This is a genomic window from Streptococcus loxodontisalivarius (assembly GCF_016908645.1).
Taxonomy (GTDB): domain Bacteria; phylum Bacillota; class Bacilli; order Lactobacillales; family Streptococcaceae; genus Streptococcus; species Streptococcus loxodontisalivarius.
The window spans coordinates 25,944-44,475 of sequence record NZ_JAFBEH010000016.1 but is presented as its reverse complement, the minus strand read 5'-3'; the positions used below and the strand labels follow the sequence as shown (position 1 = coordinate 44,475).

At 41.5% G+C, this 18,532-nt stretch carries 15 protein-coding genes and 2 pseudogenes; 3 read left to right on the top strand and 14 right to left on the bottom strand.

Annotated elements, in window-relative coordinates:
- Nucleotides 1-138 precede the first annotated feature (138 nt).
- Entirely contained in the window at nt 139-2,763 is a 2,625-nt protein-coding gene (locus tag JOC28_RS04790) for an LPXTG cell wall anchor domain-containing protein (protein WP_205009507.1), read from the bottom strand.
- A gap of 293 nt (nt 2,764-3,056) precedes the next feature.
- Here JOC28_RS04790 and JOC28_RS04785 point away from each other — a divergent pair, with 293 nt between their 5' ends.
- Nucleotides 3,057-4,712 (top strand): Rqc2 family fibronectin-binding protein, encoded by a 1,656-nt coding sequence (locus JOC28_RS04785; protein ID WP_205009506.1) that lies wholly within the window; start codon nt 3,057-3,059, stop codon nt 4,710-4,712.
- A gap of 115 nt (nt 4,713-4,827) precedes the next feature.
- Here JOC28_RS04785 and budA read toward each other — a convergent pair whose 3' ends face one another.
- The 6 genes from budA to JOC28_RS04755 all read right to left on the bottom strand — a co-directional run bounded on the left by budA (nt 4,828) and on the right by JOC28_RS04755 (nt 10,730).
- Nucleotides 4,828-5,547 (bottom strand): acetolactate decarboxylase, encoded by a 720-nt coding sequence (gene budA, locus JOC28_RS04780; protein ID WP_205009505.1) that lies wholly within the window; start codon nt 5,545-5,547, stop codon nt 4,828-4,830.
- A gap of 54 nt (nt 5,548-5,601) precedes the next feature.
- Nucleotides 5,602-7,278, bottom strand: coding sequence for an acetolactate synthase AlsS (gene alsS, locus JOC28_RS04775; protein ID WP_205009504.1), 1,677 nt, complete (start codon nt 7,276-7,278; stop codon nt 5,602-5,604).
- Nucleotides 7,279-7,621: 343 nt separating this feature from the next.
- Nucleotides 7,622-7,810, bottom strand: coding sequence for a sec-independent periplasmic protein translocation protein TatC (locus JOC28_RS04770; RefSeq protein WP_205009503.1), 189 nt, complete (start codon nt 7,808-7,810; stop codon nt 7,622-7,624).
- Nucleotides 7,800-9,029 (bottom strand): tetratricopeptide repeat protein, encoded by a 1,230-nt coding sequence (locus JOC28_RS04765; protein ID WP_205009502.1) that lies wholly within the window; start codon nt 9,027-9,029, stop codon nt 7,800-7,802. The genes JOC28_RS04770 and JOC28_RS04765 overlap by 11 nt, the downstream gene beginning before the upstream one ends.
- Nucleotides 9,019-10,197, bottom strand: coding sequence for an AI-2E family transporter (locus tag JOC28_RS04760; RefSeq protein WP_205009501.1), 1,179 nt, complete (start codon nt 10,195-10,197; stop codon nt 9,019-9,021). Before JOC28_RS04760 ends, JOC28_RS04765 begins: the two co-directional genes overlap by 11 nt.
- A 50-nt stretch (nt 10,198-10,247) precedes the next feature.
- On the bottom strand, nt 10,248-10,730 hold the full coding sequence (locus JOC28_RS04755; RefSeq protein WP_205009500.1) for an NUDIX hydrolase: 483 nt from the start codon (nt 10,728-10,730) through the stop codon (nt 10,248-10,250).
- Nucleotides 10,731-10,814: 84 nt separating this feature from the next.
- Here JOC28_RS04755 and JOC28_RS04750 point away from each other — a divergent pair, with 84 nt between their 5' ends.
- Together JOC28_RS04750 and JOC28_RS04745 are read left to right on the top strand one after the other, a co-directional pair.
- Nucleotides 10,815-11,831: a lactonase family protein gene (locus tag JOC28_RS04750; RefSeq protein WP_205009499.1), complete on the top strand. Its 1,017-nt coding sequence runs from the start codon at nt 10,815-10,817 to the stop codon at nt 11,829-11,831.
- Between the two features lie 51 nt (nt 11,832-11,882).
- Nucleotides 11,883-12,074, top strand: coding sequence for a hypothetical protein (locus tag JOC28_RS04745; RefSeq protein ID WP_205009498.1), 192 nt, complete (start codon nt 11,883-11,885; stop codon nt 12,072-12,074).
- A gap of 193 nt (nt 12,075-12,267) precedes the next feature.
- Here the strand turns inward: JOC28_RS04745 and rfbB are convergent, their stop codons facing one another.
- From rfbB to JOC28_RS04715, 7 genes and pseudogenes are all read right to left on the bottom strand, one after another.
- Nucleotides 12,268-13,314, bottom strand: coding sequence for a dTDP-glucose 4,6-dehydratase (rfbB, locus tag JOC28_RS04740; protein ID WP_205009497.1), 1,047 nt, complete (start codon nt 13,312-13,314; stop codon nt 12,268-12,270).
- A 76-nt stretch (nt 13,315-13,390) separates the two neighbouring features.
- Entirely contained in the window at nt 13,391-13,984 is a 594-nt protein-coding gene (locus JOC28_RS04735) for a dTDP-4-dehydrorhamnose 3,5-epimerase family protein (protein ID WP_205009496.1), read from the bottom strand.
- Nucleotides 13,984-14,853 (bottom strand): glucose-1-phosphate thymidylyltransferase RfbA, encoded by an 870-nt coding sequence (gene rfbA / locus JOC28_RS04730; RefSeq protein WP_205009495.1) that lies wholly within the window; start codon nt 14,851-14,853, stop codon nt 13,984-13,986. The genes JOC28_RS04735 and rfbA overlap by 1 nt, the downstream gene beginning before the upstream one ends.
- Nucleotides 14,854-15,047: 194 nt before the next feature.
- A pseudogene (locus JOC28_RS10950) lies at nt 15,048-15,839 on the bottom strand (carboxylesterase family protein); the annotation flags it as partial.
- Between the two features lie 180 nt (nt 15,840-16,019).
- Nucleotides 16,020-16,427: pseudogene (locus JOC28_RS10945) on the bottom strand (hypothetical protein); the annotation flags it as partial.
- Between the two features lie 85 nt (nt 16,428-16,512).
- A complete protein-coding gene (locus JOC28_RS04720; protein WP_205009493.1) occupies nt 16,513-17,604 on the bottom strand; it encodes an NAD(P)/FAD-dependent oxidoreductase in 1,092 nt (363 codons plus the stop codon).
- A 100-nt stretch (nt 17,605-17,704) separates the two neighbouring features.
- Nucleotides 17,705-18,526: a ZIP family metal transporter gene (locus JOC28_RS04715; RefSeq protein ID WP_205009492.1), complete on the bottom strand. Its 822-nt coding sequence runs from the start codon at nt 18,524-18,526 to the stop codon at nt 17,705-17,707.
- Between the last annotated feature and the right edge of the window lie 6 nt (nt 18,527-18,532).

Sequence of the window (18,532 nt, the reverse complement as noted above, 5' to 3'; positions counted from 1 at the left end):
AGCTTTTTTGACCATAACAAAACACTCCTGTTTCTAGTTTACTAGATTTCAACAGAAGTGTTTTTTCTTGTGTCTCATTTGTGGGGGCTAGTGCCGTTAATATTCCATACTAAGAGTTTCTTTCATTTAGAAAAAAGGTTAGTCTTCCCTTTTCTTGTGAAAGAGTGTTGCCATTCCCAAAATACTGATTCCAGCAATTGTATAGACACTATAATCCACTTCTCCAGTCTCAGGAAGTTTTGCTTGGTAACTTGTTGAAGTCTGTTGCGTAGAGCGACGACTTACCACGTTTTGGGTATAACTTTTAGTCAAGACATGTGCCTCTTGTTTTGTAAGGTACTTACTTGCTACTGCTTCACTATTCCCATTTTTCGTGTCGATAACATCTGTGATGTTTCCATCTTTATCTGTAACGATTGCTACATTACCGCCATTGTTCACGATATCTTTTGCTTTATTTGCAATGTCTGCAGCTTTTGCTGTGTCATCAGCTTTTGCTGTGTCATCAGCTTTTGCTGTGTCATCAGCTTTTTGTTGAGCTGCAAGTTTAGCAGCGAGAGCTACATAGTAAGCGTTAGCATCGCTTGCTACTTTCTTAAGGTTAGCCAGAACTGATTCTTCAGCAGAGAGTTTCGCTTTAAGAGCTACAAGGTTGTCGTTTGCACTTGCGAGTTCATCATTCAATTTAGCAAGAGTTGCTTCTTTATTAGCTAGAGCATTAGCCAAGTTATCAGCAAGTGTTTTTGCTTCAGCGTAATCTGCTTGAAGTGATGCAAGTGTTGCAACGGCTGTTGCGTTTGCAGCCTTAGCCGACTCAAGCTTATTTGTAAGCTCAGTCAATGTTGCTTGCTCTTGGGCAAGTTTCATGTTTGCGGCTGTTGACGCGAGAGTAGCTGTTGTCAATTCAGATTGAGCAGCGGCAAGTGCTTGTGCTTTAGTTTCATCATCAGCGAGCGCTGCTGCATAAGCAGCTTTAGCTGCTTCAAGTTTAGCTGTATCTTCTGTGAGTTTAGCTTGAGCTGCGTCGACAGCGTCTTGAAGGCTAGCAATGTCGATAGATCCTGATTTAAGATTATTGAGTGTAGCTGTTGTGTCATTAAGAGCTTTAACGGCTGTTGCATATACACTTTGAGCTGTGTTCATGTCTTTAGATACACCGGCGTTTGATACGTAATCTTCAAATGAAACAGCGCTGAGATCGACACCTACATAATAGTTTCCTGTGAGGTCTTTTGAATACAACCAGCTGATAGCGCTTGCTTGCGATGCTAGATTGCTTACGAATTGTGAGTACAATGCTTTCTTGAGATCATCAAGAGTGTATGTGCTTGTTCGTGTATGCGTAAGGTCAGAACCACCTGTTGCTTGTGACACAGTATTTACTGACGCTGTTGCGGTGAAGTCATGGTAGATACCGAGTGCATTTTCTGCGTCTTCTTCATGATTAATAGCTGAAGATGCATTTGTTCCAAGCGTTGCGCTACCACCTGTAGCTGCAGTTGTCCAAGTTTTCTTGTTCCAGTCAACGACGAGGCTGTTGAGATTACGTGTGTAAATGTCATCAGATAATCCATTAGTTTGGAATTGATCTTGGATAGCTTCCGCTAGTTTTTGCGCTGTGACAGATGCTGTTACTTTAACGGATGAACCAAGTTGTGTTTCCACTTGTTGGATGAGATCAGCGTAGAAGTTTGCAAGTTCAGATTTAACATCATCGCTAAGGTTGTTGACAATTTCTTCAATTGTTTGGTTTTGACCTAAAACGATTGCTTTATCGGCAGGGCTTGAAACGTATTTGTTTGCTGATGAAATAGCGTTTTGATAACGTGTTACAGATGAGCCATTATTTAGCGCTGTGATGACGGTTGTCGGCAACGTAATTGTTTGGTTGACTTTAGTTACATCGGATGAATCAGCAAGGGCTTGAGCAGCTGCTAGTTTTGCTTGCGCTTCACTCAAAGCTGTTTTTGATGATTCCAAAGTGGATTCAGATTCATTGACAGTTTCAGACGCTTCATCTACAGCGTTTTTAGCTTCAGATACTGTTTGTTCTTGAGAAGCAATAGCTGTTTCTTTATCTTGGGATGCTGTTTGACCAGCTTCAAGAGATGCTTGTGCTGAATCAAGAGATGCTTTGTCTTGTTCAACTTGATCTGTAAGTGTATTAACTTCTGCTTCAGACGCTGTTGAACCACTTGTAAGTGTATCAACTTTTGTTTGAGCGGCTGCTTGTGCTGCAGCTGCATTGTCTGCTTCCGTTTGAGCGTTTTTCACAACAGCTGTTTGTGAATCGACAGCTGCTTGACTAGCCGTTACTTGCTCAGCACTTGCAGTCACAGCGTTTGCTGCAGCTGCAACACTTTCTGAAAGGGTTGACGCTGTTGATGTTGCTTCAGACACTTGGTCAGCTGTTACCGTTTCAGCTGCAGCAATTTGACTTTCAACGCTTGATACTGTTTGTTCAGCTTGTGAAACAGCCTCTTGAGCGTTGGTTACGATTGTTTCTTGGTTGGCAACAGCTTGGTTAGCAACTTGCGTAGCCGTTTCTGCCGCATCAACTTGTTCTTGTGAAACAGTTGCAGATGTGTCTGTCGTTGCTGTTTGCGTAGTGGTTACAACGTCTGGTGTATCAGCCGTTGTCACTTCATCAGCATTGACAACTTGGGTTGTCATACCAATTCCTACAAGTGCCAATGTTGATACGACTGCACCTGTACGAAGTTTCTTGATTGTTCCGTTACCCTGTGTTTGATTTGATTTCATTCTTTCAATCTCCTTTTAGATTAAAATATAGCGACAATTAATAGATTGCTTCCATCATGATATACCGCATCTCAAACCATTATATATATTGTCAATACAATTTAATCGAAAAATTATTAAATCACTTGAATTAAATTGCTATTCTAAATTGCACCAATTATCATAAAAATTACAATATTTATACAACAAAATAGATTACTCATGAAACTTAAGGATCTGATCCTACAAAGAACATCTCAGTTTTTTACCACAAACTATGGTATAATGAGAGGAATAACTTTAAGGAGGATCTTATGTCATTCGACGGTTTTTTTCTACACCATTTGACAGAAGAATTGCGTGAACAGGTGCTTTACGGACGTATTCAAAAGGTCAATCAGCCCTTTGAACGTGAATTGGTCCTGACCATCCGCAATAATCGCCAAAATTATAAACTACTCCTGTCTGCCCACCCTGTTTTTGGACGTGTCCAAACAACCAAGGCAGATTTTCAAAATCCACAGAATCCAAATACCTACACCATGATTATGCGTAAGTATCTTCAAGGGGCTGTCATTGAAGAAATCCAGCAGATTGAAAATGATCGCATCCTTGAATTTACGGTTTCAAACAAGAATGAAATCGGTGACGATATCAAGGTGACACTTGTGGTTGAAATCATGGGGAAACACTCTAACATTATCCTGATCGACAAGAACGAATCTAAGATTATCGAGTCTATCAAGCACGTGGGCTTCTCTCAGAACTCTTACAGAACGATTTTGCCAGGGTCAACTTACATCGCTCCGCCTAAAACGGATGCTAAAAATCCCTTTACCATCGGTGATGAAAAGCTCTTTGAAATCTTACAAACCGAGGATTTGGATGCCAGAAATCTGCAAAGACTCTTCCAAGGTCTAGGTCGTGACACCGCTCAAGAATTGTCAGCCCTGCTAGAAAGCGACAAGCTCAAGCAGTTCCGCAGCTTCTTCCAGAGACCACTATCACCTAGCCTGACTGAAAAAAGCTTCGCTGCTGTGCCATTTAGCGATAGCGTCCAAACCTTCGAGAGTCTCTCAGAGCTCATGGATTATTTTTATCAAGAAAAAGCAGAGCGTGACCGTATCGCTCAGCAGGCTTCTGACCTGATCCACCGTGTCCAGAATGAACTTGAGAAGAACCGTAAAAAGCTTGGTAAGCAGGAGGCTGAGCTAGCAGCGACAGACAATGCCGAGGAGTTCCGTCAAAAAGGCGAGCTCCTAACGACCTATCTGAGCCTAGTGCCTAACAACAAACCTTCAGTTGAATTGGACAACTACTACACTGGCGAGAAGATTACCATCGCTCTCAATGTCGCCCTAACTCCCAACCAAAATGCCCAGCGTTATTTCAAAAAATACCAAAAACTCAAAGAGGCTGTTAAACATTTGACGGGCTTGATTGAGGAAACCAAGCAGACCATTGATTACTTTGAAAGTGTTGACTATAACCTCTCTCAAGCCAATATGGACGAGATTGAAGATATCCGTGAAGAGCTGGTGCAGGCTGGCTTTATGAAACGTCGCTCAACTGACAAACGACACAAACGCAAGAAACCTGAGCAATACCTTGCCTCAGATGGTCAAACCATCATCATGGTCGGTAGAAATAATCTGCAAAATGAAGAATTGACCTTTAAGATGGCTAAAAAAGGGGAACTTTGGTTCCACGCCAAGGATATTCCTGGAAGTCACGTTATCATCAAGGACAATCTTGATCCTAGCGATGAAGTCAAAACAGATGCTGCTGAACTAGCAGCCTACTACTCAAAATCACGCCTCTCTAATCTGGTTCAAGTCGATATGATTGAAGCTAAAAAGCTCAATAAACCTAGCGGAGCCAAACCTGGTTTCGTGACCTATACCGGTCAGAAGACCCTGCGTGTCACACCTACGCAGGAAAAAATTGACAGCATGCGTCTCAGTAAATAAGTGCTAGATATTTTCTAAAGTATACAAAAAGCAAGTTAGTTACAAAACTAGCTTGCTTTTACTATAAATCGAACAAGAGCTAAGAGTTAAACTTCTAGCTCTTTTACTCTATCTACTATTCACTCTTAGTAATATCTTCACGCATTTCGTCTACATTGAATTTAGCAAAGAGATACTGACGGTCTTGGACTGGGAAACGTTGATCCAGCTGATCAACTGGTCCTACTTCAACCAGACCTTCTTCAATGATAAAGTCCATCACGTGACCACCAAAGGTATGGTCATCTGAGATAAAGTGAAGGTGGTAACCTGCAACACTTACTCCGTGGAACATTTCAGGTGTCCAGATACCAACGATGGTACCAGACACATTTTCCATTGTATATTCAGGTTGGCGAGTGGCTACATCGGCGAATTTTGTATCAGGTGCTGATCTTGGAATCATGCGAACATGCATGTTCTTGAAACTTCCTTTAATCTTAATAGAGCGGAAAAGGTTAACACCGTCATAGTAAGATTCGATACGCTCTTCCAACTCCTTATCAGACATTTCAAAACGTTGACGGAAGATAACCTCTGCCTGATGGGGAACAACTGCTGCGTAGGGCACCTTAACATCATTAGACACCTCTACTACTTCTGGCTTGCCATCTGACCCTTTAGCTTGATAAGCCTTGCCATCTAAGATAATCAACTCGCCATCGATAGAGTCAAGGGTACCAATTCCCAAATCTCCATGTTCCAACAATTCACCAATCGTCAAGGAACCACCATACAAACCAGCCATCAAGGCTCCCAAGGTATTGTACTGAAATAACTTAATTGCTTCTGCCATGAAACAGTTTCTCCTAAAATGTTAATCGTTTTGTTGTAGGAGTTTTTCTCCTAATTAATAAAATTCATCTGGCAAGATTGTCTCACCTAGAGTCACATTGTCCTTGTAATCGATTGGAACATCAATCAAGACAGGACCATTTTTAGCTTCTGAGAGGGCTGACTTCAAGAGGTCTGCAAAACTTTCCTTGCTATCAGCACGGAGTCCTTTAGCACCGAAGCTCTCAGCATATTTTACAAAATCAACTGGTCCAAAGTCAACACCTGATGAACGACCGTACTTCATCTCCTCTTGGAACTCAACCATATTGTACTTACCATCATTCCAAATGATGTGAACAATTGGTAATTTCAAACGCACAGCTGTTTCCAATTCTTGTGCTGAGAAGAGGAATCCTCCGTCTCCTGAAATAGAGATAATAGTCTCATTTGGACGAAGCAGCGCTGCTGAGATTGCCCAAGGAAGGGCTACACCCAAGGTTTGCATACCATTTGAGAAGAGTAGGTGGCGAGCTTCGTATGATTTAAAGTAACGAGCCATCCAGATGTAGTGGCTACCAACGTCAACTGTTACGGTCATATCATCTGTCACATTTTCTTGAAGAACTTCAATCAAATCAAGTGGGTGAACCAAGCCTTTTGGAGAGTTTCGATCAAATTTCACATCTTCGACAACAGTGTTACGAAGACCTTTAAGATAGTCTTTTGATCCATTTGGCAGAACATAGCCATTGATTGCTGGAAGCAAGAGATCGAGTGTCTCTTCCATGTTACCAATCAACTCACGCTCTGGTTGAAAATAAGTATCAATTTCAGCTGGTTCAACGTCAATAACCACAATACGTGCAGAAACTTCAGCATTCCAGTTGCGTGCCTCATACTCGATTGGGTCATAACCAATGGCGATGACAAGGTCAGCACGTTTTAGCAACATATCACCTGGTTGGTTACGGAAAAGTCCAACACGACCAAAGAAGGTATCTTCTTCCAAGTCACGTGAAACGATACCAGCACCTTGGAAAGTTTCAACAACTGGCAATTTAACCGCTTCAAGCAGGCGACGAATTGAGGCAGTTACACCTTCTGTTGACGCACCATTTCCCAAAAGAAGAACTGGCAAAACTGCATTGCGAATTGCCTGCGCTAAGTAGTTGATATCATCAACAGACGCTGAACCGAGTTTTGGATCTGTTAATGGTTTGATTGCTTTAACAGAAACCTTGCTGTCGGTCACATCCTGAGGAATCGAAATAAAGCTAGCTCCTGGCTTACCTGACTTAGCATAGCGATAAGCGTTAGCGATTGTTTCTGAAATTGTATTGGCATCGTGAATCTCAGCTGAATACTTGGTAATCGGCTGCATCATTGCCACATTGTTCATTGATTGGTGAGCACGCTTTAGAAGATCAGCACGTTTAACCTGACCTCCGATTGCAAGAACTGGGTCACCTTCATCAGTAGCTGTCACAAGACCAGTTGCCAAGTTAGAGACACCAGGTCCACTTGTTACCAAGACAACACCTGGCTCACCAGTGATACGACCGACACCCTGAGCCATAAAGGCAGCATTTTGCTCATGGCGAGCTACAATTAGCTTAGGTCCTTTATCCTCTAAAGTATCGAATACACGGTCGATTTTCGCACCAGGAATTCCAAACACATAGTCCACATTGTGGTTGATCAAACTGTCGACAACAAGGTCGGCACCATAATTTTCTGTCTTATCAGTCATTATTTTAGCCTCTCTAAATGATGATACAAGAGCCAGCCTAAGTACAGTATAAAAATGACAAACTTAGACAAGATTGCCAGCCATAACTCTTACACTGTCTTTTTTCTGAACTCTGTTCAAATAAACAAATGACAAACCGTAAAAAAGTTTCCAAACTCCCTTGCTGTCTCTGGTAAGTTAGGTTGCTTTTCACAAATTCTAAGTCAATTATATCACAGTTTTTCAGAAAGTTTGTGAAAATATATTTGTGAATTTTTTCATTTTAAATATCAAAAAATTAAGCAAGCCTTTTTGGCTTACTTAACTTCTTTTTATATCCTAGGCGCAGCTATTTTCCAAAAAATCAATCCTTGTTTCGCTTTTTAAAACGTAGGCGTAGATAATCATAGGTGGTTATGACAAGAAAGGTCACAAGAACCAGAAATGTATTGCGCTGGGTTTCACCCGACTGGTCAAAAACCATGAGGAGGACAAAAATAATGATAACCGAAATCAGATTGCTAGCTAGCTTATCCTTAAAATTATCCTTCATTCAAAAACTCCGTCATATTCACATCATCAGGGACCAAGATGAGGTACTTCTCAGCAATTTCTCTAGCCTTGTCATAGTAGGCAAACTCCCTCAGAAGGTAGGCGTATTCCTGCAGGAACTCAGGATTGTCAATCAAATCCTTCTCTAGAGCTTGATAAGCCTCGAATGCCTCATCCTCTTCTTCAAGCTCACGATAGGCCTTAGCGATATTCCACTTGGTTACCAACGTTTCGATATCATCGTGGGCAAGCGCCAAGACATCCTCGTAACGCTCTTCTTCTAGGTAAATGGTTGACAAACGCAGCAGAATTTCTTCATCATCTTCTGCAACCTTAGCCGCATCGAGAAGATAACTGACTGCTGACGCACTATCATGCAATTCGTAGGCATACTGAGACGCAGCCAGTAACAAATTCACGTCGAATTCGTTCTTAGCCAAGCCCTGCTGAACCAATCGAAGGGCATCTTCGATTTTATGTTCCTCATGTAGAGAAAGGGCATAGAGGTATTCGTAACCTGCGAAATCAGGATTCATCGTATCCAATTGCTTGAAGTAGAGATTGGCTTTTTGATACTCTTCTTGATCGTAGAGAATGCCAGCCAACTCAAAGACTGCTTCATCTTCATACTCGATCTCAACTGATTTTTCAAGAAATTCAATGGCTGCTTCAAACTTACCAAGACTAGCATAGGCACGACCAATTCTCTGATAAGTAGACACACCAGTTGCTTCCAAAATCTCACGATTGTCCAAATTAGCATACTGAGAAATGGCTGCCTGATAGTTTTCAACTTCCATCTCCATCTCAGCTAATCCAAAGATAATCAAAGGATCATCTGAAAGCTCACGCGCCAGCAAAAGCTTGTCACGTGCCACATCCGACAGTCCTTCCATCTGATAGAGGTCTGCCATAACTAGCAGGGCTGAAAGGTAATCTTGACTATCCTCATTGATAGCATCCAAGTAGAGAAAGGCGCCTTCGATATCACCATCTTCTGCCGCAATCTGTGCCAGACTGATATTAACTTCAGGGTAGTCATAACGGACTTGCTCGTAGACACGCTTTGCCTGTGGCAAGAAACCGATAGACTCCAAGTACTCAGCTAACTCAATCAGAACCTCGCTATCATCTTCCAGCAAGGCTTTTTCAAAATACTTATCAGCATGAGCCAAATCTTGGTTGGCAATGGATGCCACCATCTTTTCACTATTCAACATGACCTTCTAGGTCCTCACTTTCTTCATCTGGGTAAAGACCGCTGACAGCCTTGTACCAAGTAAACACTTCTTTAACTAAAACCTTGACTGAGGCATAGGCTGGAATTCCCAAAAAGACACCCCAAACGCCGAACATCGTCCCAGCAACCAAGAGAATGAACATAATGGTGATTGGGTGGATATTGAGCTTGCTACCAAGAACAAGAGGAGTCACAAAACGTCCTTCGATAGTCTGCTCAATAACAAAAATAATCAAAACCTTAACCAGCATGAGGGGTCCTGCAACCAGAGCCATAATGACCACAGGAATCATGGCCAAGAAACTTCCCAAATAAGGAATCATATTCAAAAAACCAGCTATAATCCCCAGTGCAATACCATATTTCAAATTAACGATTGAGAACATAACAGAGAACATAATCCCAACCACAATGGCAACCGTAACCTGCCCCTGAACATAACCTTCCAACTGCTGATTGATATCTCCTAGCACACGAGCGGTTGGCTGACGTAATTTTGTTGGAACTGCCTTTAACAAGCCTTCTTTCATCTTACCGTTATCTCTGAGGAAGTAAAAGAGGATAAAGGGTGAAATGATAATGGCCACAGTCACTCTGGTAATAGCTCCCGCAAACTGACCAACCCAGCTAAAGGCATTCTTAGAAAAGCTCTCTGCATAGGTAACAGCCTTTGAAGAAACATCACTCAAAATACTTTCCAGTTGACTCTGATAGGCATTGAGCCAAGGATTATCCAACCAAGTCTCAGACTGCTTATCCAGACTAGCAACATAGCTGGGCAGATTTTCAATAAAGGAGATAATCTGGCGCTGCAACATTGGAATAAAACCTGACAGCCCCCAAATAATCAACAAGACAATCAAGGCAAATACTAGAAAAATTGATGACGTCCTAGAAAGACCAGTTCTCTTCTCAACAAAAGAGACCAACGGTTTTGTCAGATAGTAGAGGATTGTTGAGATAACCAGAGGCAACATCAAGATAGTCGCAAAGCTGATCAGTGGCGTAAAAATTGATGAGATTTTTGAAAAGAGAAATATCACCAAAAACACAAGAAGTGTTATGAGAAGCACTACCACTGCTTGATTATTTAAAAACCACCTGTAAAACCAGGAATCCGTCCATTTTTTATCTTTTGATTCTTTCATTTACTCTTTCCTTCTTCAATTACATCTCGAATAGACAGTCATTGTGATGATTACTTATCATAGAAATCTACTGTCTTTTCAACCAAACGCTGCTCTTCGTCATAGACGAACTTAGCTGAGAAAAAGGGAACATCATCCAAAATCCATTTAAAAATCTCGTAATCACCTTCCCAGGTTGGCTTTGAAAGAACTTGATCATAGGGAACCCATTCCAAGGTGCCTTCTCTGGATTCCTCATCAGAAATCAATTGCCCCTCAAAATCAGTTACCTTAAAAACATAGGTGTACCAGTCATGACCAGGTGTAAAGTTTGGAAAGGTAATCATCCCCTTAAAATCCATCTTTTTCACTTTGAGATGGGTTTCTTCAAAGATTTCTCGACGGGCACATTCATCAGGGGTCTCACCAGCTTCTAACTTGCCACCTACTGAAATCCACTTACCTTCATGAACATCATTTTCTTTTTTATTTCTCAGCATCAGAAGCAATTCTTTGCCGTTGTCAATATAGCAAATTGTAGCTAGTTTTGTCATAGTCCACCCCATTCTTTTTTCTCTATTATAACAAAAAATGTGATATAATTTTAAAGAATAAGTCAAAAATAAAGAGAGGTAACAATGACACAGACACTTTATTTTGGAACCTATACCAAAGGCCAATCACAGGGCATTTATCAAGCAAATTTCGATGAAAAGACAGCTGAAATCAGTGATCTGAAACTTTTCGTTGAAGAAGGGTCACCAACCTATCTGGCTTTTTCTGATGAAGCCATTTTTTCTATTTCAAACCAAGAGGGCAAAGGTGGTATTGCAGCTTACGACCTTAATGGTCAACTTATTGACCGTCATTTAGAAGCAGGTCCTGCACCTTGTCACATTAGCTATGATCCTGGACGTCAGTTGATTTATACCGCTAACTACCATACTGCCCAAATCAAGGTTTATTACCTGGATGACAATCATAAGCTACAGCTCAGCGATTATCAAGAATTGACTGGATCTGGACCTCATCCTAACCAAAATCAGGCTCATCCCCACTTTGTTGGTCTGACGCCTGACCATTACCTTTTGGTCTGCGACTTGGGGAGCGATCGTCTCTTTAGCTATAAGCTTGTGGATGGGAAACTCCAGCAGATGACAAGCTTTCAGACCAAGTCAGGCTCTGGACCTAGACACCTGGTCTTTCATCCGAGCCATAAACTGGCTTATCTCGTTAACGAGCTTGATTCTACAGTAGATGTCCTTATTTATAATGGCTGCGGTTACTTTGAGCATGAGACCAAAATTTCGACACTTCCCGCTGACTTTAAAGGTAATAATGCTGCCGCTGCTATCAAAATGAGTCAGGACCAAAGATTTCTCTACGTTTCCAATCGTGGACACAATTCAATCGCCTGCTTCAAAATCGAAATTGACTCTGGAATCTCTCTTGTCGATATCACTCCAAGCCATGGGCAAATACCAAGAGATATCTGCCTCAGTCCCAAGCAAGACCATCTTCTTGCCTGCCACCAAGAGTCTAACCATCTCTCAGTCTTTAAGCGAGATAGTGAAACAGGTCTCCTGACCTTCATATCAAATCAGATTCAAGTTCCTGAAGCTGTCTTTATCGATTTCAAGCAGAATACTTTCTAATTTATCAGAATTATGTTTTAATAAATTATCACAATAAAAAGAGGTTACAACATGAATCCACAAGAACTACTTAATCAAGTTAAAGAACTTATCGAGAAAAAAGACTTCTCAGCAGCACAAAAATTCATCAACGACAACAAAGACCAACTCGGTGAATACTTCGAACAAGCTAAATCACTTGTAGAAGGTGCTGGCGGCGTTGATGGTGCCCTTAACAAAATCAAAGGCCTTTTCGGTAAATAATGATTAAAGAGGTTTGGAGAAAACTCCAACCTCTTTTTCTATATTCCAGACACATCTCTACCATACAAATATCGCTTGACATTATTTCTAATCCCACTATACAGTTTGCAACTTTACCTCTTATTTGTCTCTTCTATACAAAAATAACCCTTGATGTTCAACCAAACGTTGATATATCAAGGGTTTTCTTTTATTATTTAAGAACTTCTTGCGTTTTAGCGTAGTTAGCTTCAACTGCTTCTTTCTCTGCTTTCCACCAATCTTGGTTTTCAGTGTACCAGTTGATTGTTTCTTCCAAACCTTCTGAGAAGTTTGTGAATTGTGGTTCCCAACCAAGTTCTTCACGCAATTTTGTAGAATCAATAGCGTAACGAAGGTCGTGTCCAGCACGGTCAGTTACGTGATCGTAAGCGTCTTTTGGTTGACCCATCTTCTCAAGGATAAGTTCAAGAACTTCCTTGTTATTTTTCTCACCATCAGCACCGATAAGGTAAGTTTCACCGATACGACCCTTAGTCAAAATAGCCCAAACACCTGTTGAGTGGTCATTTGTGTGGATCCAGTCACGGACGTTTTTACCTTCACCGTAAAGTTTTGGTTTGATTCCTGCCAAGATATTTGTGATTTGGCGCGGAATGAATTTTTCGATGTGTTGGTATGGTCCGTAGTTATTTGAACAGTTTGAAAGCGTTGCTTTCACGCCAAATGAACGTACCCAAGCCTTAACAATAAGGTCAGAAGCTGCCTTAGTTGATGAGTAAGGTGATGATGGGTTGTATTTCGTTTCAGCAGTGAATTTTTCACCTGGTCCTTCACCATGTCCTGGAAGGTCTTCACGAAGTGGAAGGTCTCCATAAACTTCATCCGTTGACACGTGGTGGAAACGGATATCGTATTTACGAGCTGCTTCAAGCAACGTGTAAGTACCGATAAAGTTTGTGTGGATAAATGGACTTGGATCGTTCAGTGAGTTGTCGTTGTGGCTTTCAGCCGCATAGTGAACAATAGCATCCGCTTTAGCAGCCAATTTGTCTACCAATTCAGCGTCAGCAATATCACCAACAACCAATTCAACACGGTCACCAAGGATAGCTTCGATGTTTGCACGGTTACCTGCATAAGTCAATTTGTCAAGTACAGTTACATGAACATCTGGGTGGTTGTTGTAAACATAGTGTACAAAGTTTGAACCGATGAAACCAGCTCCACCAGTTACGATAATGTTTTTAAATTCAGTCATTTTTTCTCCGAAAAGTTTTTTCTTTTTTGTGTCACTTTATGTAGTGACACAAGATAATGCTAGCTCTGCTCGCCTCTTACAAATCTTCTTTTTTCAAAGGTTTAACGTCTTTGAGGAGTGGGTGATTTTTGTCTGCTTCTGAGACTTCTGCTTCTTCGAGGTTTTCCCACTTGATGCCTAGAGTTTGATCTGCATAGTTTACAAAGGCATATTTTGGTTTGAGTTCAAGTGCCCAGTAATCGTTAACGAGATAGCTATATGCTACTTTGTCTGAAAGCACTTGGAAACCATTGGCAACGCCACGTGGTACGAAGATACCTTTTGAAGCGTCGATAACTGTTTGGTAAACATTACCAAAGGTTTCTCCTTCACGGAGGTCAACCCAAGAACCGAGAACCTTACCTTCATCTGCTACTGAGATGTACTTATCCCATGGCTCAGCATGAAGCCCTCGAAGAACGTTCTTACGTGAGAAAGAAACATTGTTTTGCAATTTTCCTTCTGCAAAGAAGCTTTCTGGGAAACCAAGCGGTACCATTTTTTCCTTTTGGAAATTCTCTTTAAACCAGCCACGGTTGTCCCCACGAACAGGAATGTCAAATTCCAAAAGTCCAGGAATAGCTTCAACTGGGCGACAAGCTAATTCTTTATCAAAAAATTGTTCAGTCATTAAGCTTCTCCAATCAAACGGAGCAAGTATTGTCCGTATTCATTTTTCTTAAGTGGTTGTGCCAACTCAAGGACTTGTTCACGAGTGATATAACCCATGCGGTAAGCAATTTCTTCAAGGTTAGCCACTTGTACATTTTGCAAACGTTGAACCGTCTCGATGTACTGAGCAGCCTCAAGAAGACTTTCGTGCGTACCAGTATCGAGCCATGCAAAGCCACGTCCCATCAATTCAACTGAAAGGTCGCCACGTTCAAGGTAAGCCTTGTTAACATCAGTGATTTCAAGTTCACCACGAGGTGATGGTTTGATGTTTTTAGCAATCTCAACAACATCGTTGTCGTAGAAGTAAAGACCAGTTACTGCATAGTTTGATTTTGGAGATTCTGGCTTTTCTTCGATAGAGATAGCGTTCATGTTTTCATCAAATTCAACAACACCAAAACGTTCTGGGTCCTTAACTTGATATCCGAATACAGTTGCACCCTTGTCTTTACTTTCGGCACGTTGCAACATTGCTGAAAGACCAGCACCGTGATAGATATTGTCTCCAAGGATAAGGGCTACGCTGTCATCACCGATGAATTCTTCACCGATAATGAAGGCTTGTGCCAATCCATCTGGACTTGGTTGCTCTGCATATGACAATGAAATACCAAATTCAGATCCATCACCTAGAAGATCCTCGAAACGAGGAAGGTCTTGTGGAGTAGAGATGATCAAAATGTCTTTAATACCTGCCAACATCAGTGTTGATAGGGGATAGTAAATCATTGGTTTATCATAGATAGGCATCAATTGTTTTGATGCTGCACGTGTCAAAGGATACAAACGTGTTCCTGAACCACCTGCTAGAATAATACCTTTCATAGTAGGGTCTCCTCTATAATTTAATCATTAATAGTTTACCATTTTTTGAAAACCTTGTCACTATTTAAAAGCCCTAAATCTCTTGCAATAGTGGTGTTTTGCCCGTCATTAAGCTTTCTAAAAATTTTTCAACTTTTTCAGATAAGCAAAAAATTCACCCTTTGAATTAGGAATCAAAGAAGTGATTTTTCATTTTATTGAGCTCTAGAAGTAAGGCTTTGAGCACTCATCCAGTCAAAGATATTGCTGAAATTCATGCCGTGTGAACTTGCTTGCGCATCTCCACCATGTGTTGCATCTGTCGCAACCATACCGTAGAGACCTTCAGAATTCTTAGCGTTATCTGTATTTTGAACACCTGTTACTTGTCCGTTAAAGAAGTAAATCCATGACCAGTGACCATTGTATTCTACACCGAAGTCGCTTCCTGTTACTGTTTCGAAGTAAGACAACCACTTGTTGCTTGCTCCTGATTGAAGCAAGGCCTTGTAGAATGGCAAAATAGTTGTGTCAACTGGATAAGTTGTATCTGTTCTTGCATGAATCATCCACATTGGTTGATCCTTAAGTGCAGCAGCTGTTGTTGCATCTAGACTGTATGACTCTTGACCTTCAGTTGAAGTATTTTGGTAAGAATAGCCTGAAGCAATCGGAACTAGGGCTGCAAAGTAATTTGGATAAGTCACTCCCATATTCAATACCATACCTGCACCGTTTGAAGCACCTACAAGATAGATTCGGTCTGAATCAACTGATGGATGGTTGGCAAGATAACTATCAATTGCCGCTTTTACTGATGAAGCAGAACTTGCTGACCAAGCTTGAGGAGATTGTAAGACAAGCACATCTGCACCCGTTTGAGTACCAAAGGTAGAGAAATGACTTTGGACTTGATCCTGAGTCAAAGCGACAACCTCATTTGACAAGAGGGGCATGCTAATATCTGTACCGACCTCACCAACACCGTGCAACCAAACAATCAAAGGACGTGATTGACCGCTATCTGGTGCTTGATAAGCTGCATATTGAAGATTAGCAACACTACCTTTTTCTGAGAAGGTATCCAAGACTGGAACAATCTTGTTAGGTAGTGCATCTTGTGAGCTAGCCACCATTTGTGACTCACTGTCACCCTCAGCAACTACTGAAAGATCTGTAACATCAACTTGGTAACTTGACACCCAAACATTACGCCAAAGATTTAAATCAAAGGTAAATGGTTGAGCATTTTGAGTTGTTTCCGAAGGGTTGTAACTAACTGCCAATTCCAAGGTGACATACTGACTATCTTCTAGATAAACAACGTGACCAGTCGCATCAGAAACATAAGAATTTGTTACCTGTCGAGTCACTCCTGCGGTTGTGACACTGGTTTGTGAGTGGACGACGGCTGGTGTCACCTTCTGATCCAACTTCAGAACGATTTTGCTGATAGCAGGACCGAACTCGTAACTATCTATCTGGATGCTTGTTTGTTCAACACTAACTGGACTGGCTGCATAAACCGAGTGACCAAAAAGCGTTCCACAAGCTGTTAAAACGACAACTAAAAAAGCAAGGTATCTCTTTTTCACTTTTTCTTCTCCATTTATTAAATTTGTATTTAAAATACATTACACTTATTTTACCATTAAATGAGAAGATTTGCGAAAAATAAGACTATTTTTCAATATAATTTTCAATTGGATAATCGCTAGTCTCCAAGCTCGTTTCTTTTCCCAGTAAAAGTCCAACCAGATTATGACCAATTAAGGGACCTGTCGTCAGACCTGATGAGCCTAGTCCACTTGCTGCAAAGACTCCTGACAGGTCTGGAACTTGACCATAGAAGGGTGAAAAGTCACTGGTGTAAGCTCTTGTTCCCACACGGTGTTGTTTGCGATTAGCTTCGCTTATTTTAGGGAAAAAGGCTTGCGCTTCTACTTCTAATCCACTTAAAATCGCATCATCAAGAGTCAAGTCATAACCTTTGTCATTCTCATGACTAGCCCCTACAGAGATTTTACCAGCTGTAAAAGGAATAATATCCAACTCGCCCTCTGGCATAAGAACTGGATAGTCTGAAGTTTCTAAATCGTCAAAGAAATAATCTGTCAATTGACCTTTTTGCGGACGAACATCCACCTTATAGCCTAAAGGACTCAACATCTGAGGTAACCAGGCACCAGTCGCAAGAATGACCTTATCAAAGACCTGATTATCAATCAAGTAAGCACCGTCAACAAGCTCTAGCTTAACAACCTTTTCAATAACAGGGCATGCTGCCGCAGATAGGAGAGTCTGTGTCAGCTCTGCTCCTTCGACTCGGGCAGCACCGCTAGCAAAAATCGCTTGATCAAAACCCTGCAAGTCTGGAAAAGTCTTTTTAGCTTCTTCTAAGGCAACCAATTCCAAATCACCAATCAAGGGTGATTCTTGACGGCGTTCTTGAGCTAACTCAAGCAAGTCTTTTAAACTTTTCTCCTTCTTTTTAAGTAGGTAAATACCCGACTGCTGATAGAAAGAGGTATCAAAACCGTCTGCTTTCAAATCAGCTACCAAGGTCTGGTAAAAATCAGCTCCCAGTCTTGCCATACGATACCAAGCCTTATTTCTACGCTTAGAAAACCAAGGACTGATAATACCAGCTGCCGCTTTGGTCGCCTGACCATGACCACTATCAAAAACAGTTACATCAAGATCATTTTCTTTTGAGAGATAGTAGGCAGCTGTCGCACCGACAATGCCACCACCAATAATTGCTACTTTCATGATTTTTCCCTTCTTTATGATAAAAAGAAAGAAGTACAGGACTTTTCTCCCACACTCTTTCTCTTGCCTTATTTGTCAAACTGAATGTCTATAAACTTCTCTAACCAAGTGCCACGTCCATGACCATCATGATGACGAATCCAATCATCAAGCCCATGGTCGCAATATCTGTATTACCGTTTGTTTGTGATTCAGGAATCAACTCTTCCACCACAACGAAAATCATAGCACCTGCTGCAAAGGCTAGAGCATAAGGGATGATTGCTAGCATCCACATAACCAAGGCTGCTCCAAGTACTGCTCCAATCGGCTCAACAATCGCTGACATCGCTCCCCAGAAAAAGGCAGATTTACGAGACTTGCCTTCTGCTCGGATGGGAATGGAAAGGGCAGCACCTTCTGGAATATTTTGCAGACCAATCCCAATAGCTAAGCCTAGCGCTGCAACAAGTGCTGATGAACTCGAATGCCCTGAACTAGCTAGCGCTCCAAATGTCACACCAACTGCCAGACCTTCCGGAAAATTATGAATAGTAATTGCTAAAAAGAGCAACATGGTTTTAGAGAGACTCTTTGGATGCAAGCCTTCTGCTTCTGATTTATTCTTTCCCAGATGGAGATGAGGTACGATAGCATCTATTAAGCGCAGGCTAAATCCCCCAACTAGAAAACCAATGGCTACTGGCAACCAAGCCAAACTTCCATAATCAGCTTCTGCATATTCAATGGCGGGAGCTAGGAGCGACCAGAATGAAGCCGCAATCATAACACCAGCCGCAAAGCCCATCATGGTATCAAGAAGTCTACGGCTAATCCTCTTGAAAAAGAAGACAATCGCTGCGCCAAGTGCCGTACAGGCCCAGGTAAAGAGACCAGCCAAGAAGGCTAGGAGAACGGGATTTTGAGACGTTAACCACTCCATACCCTA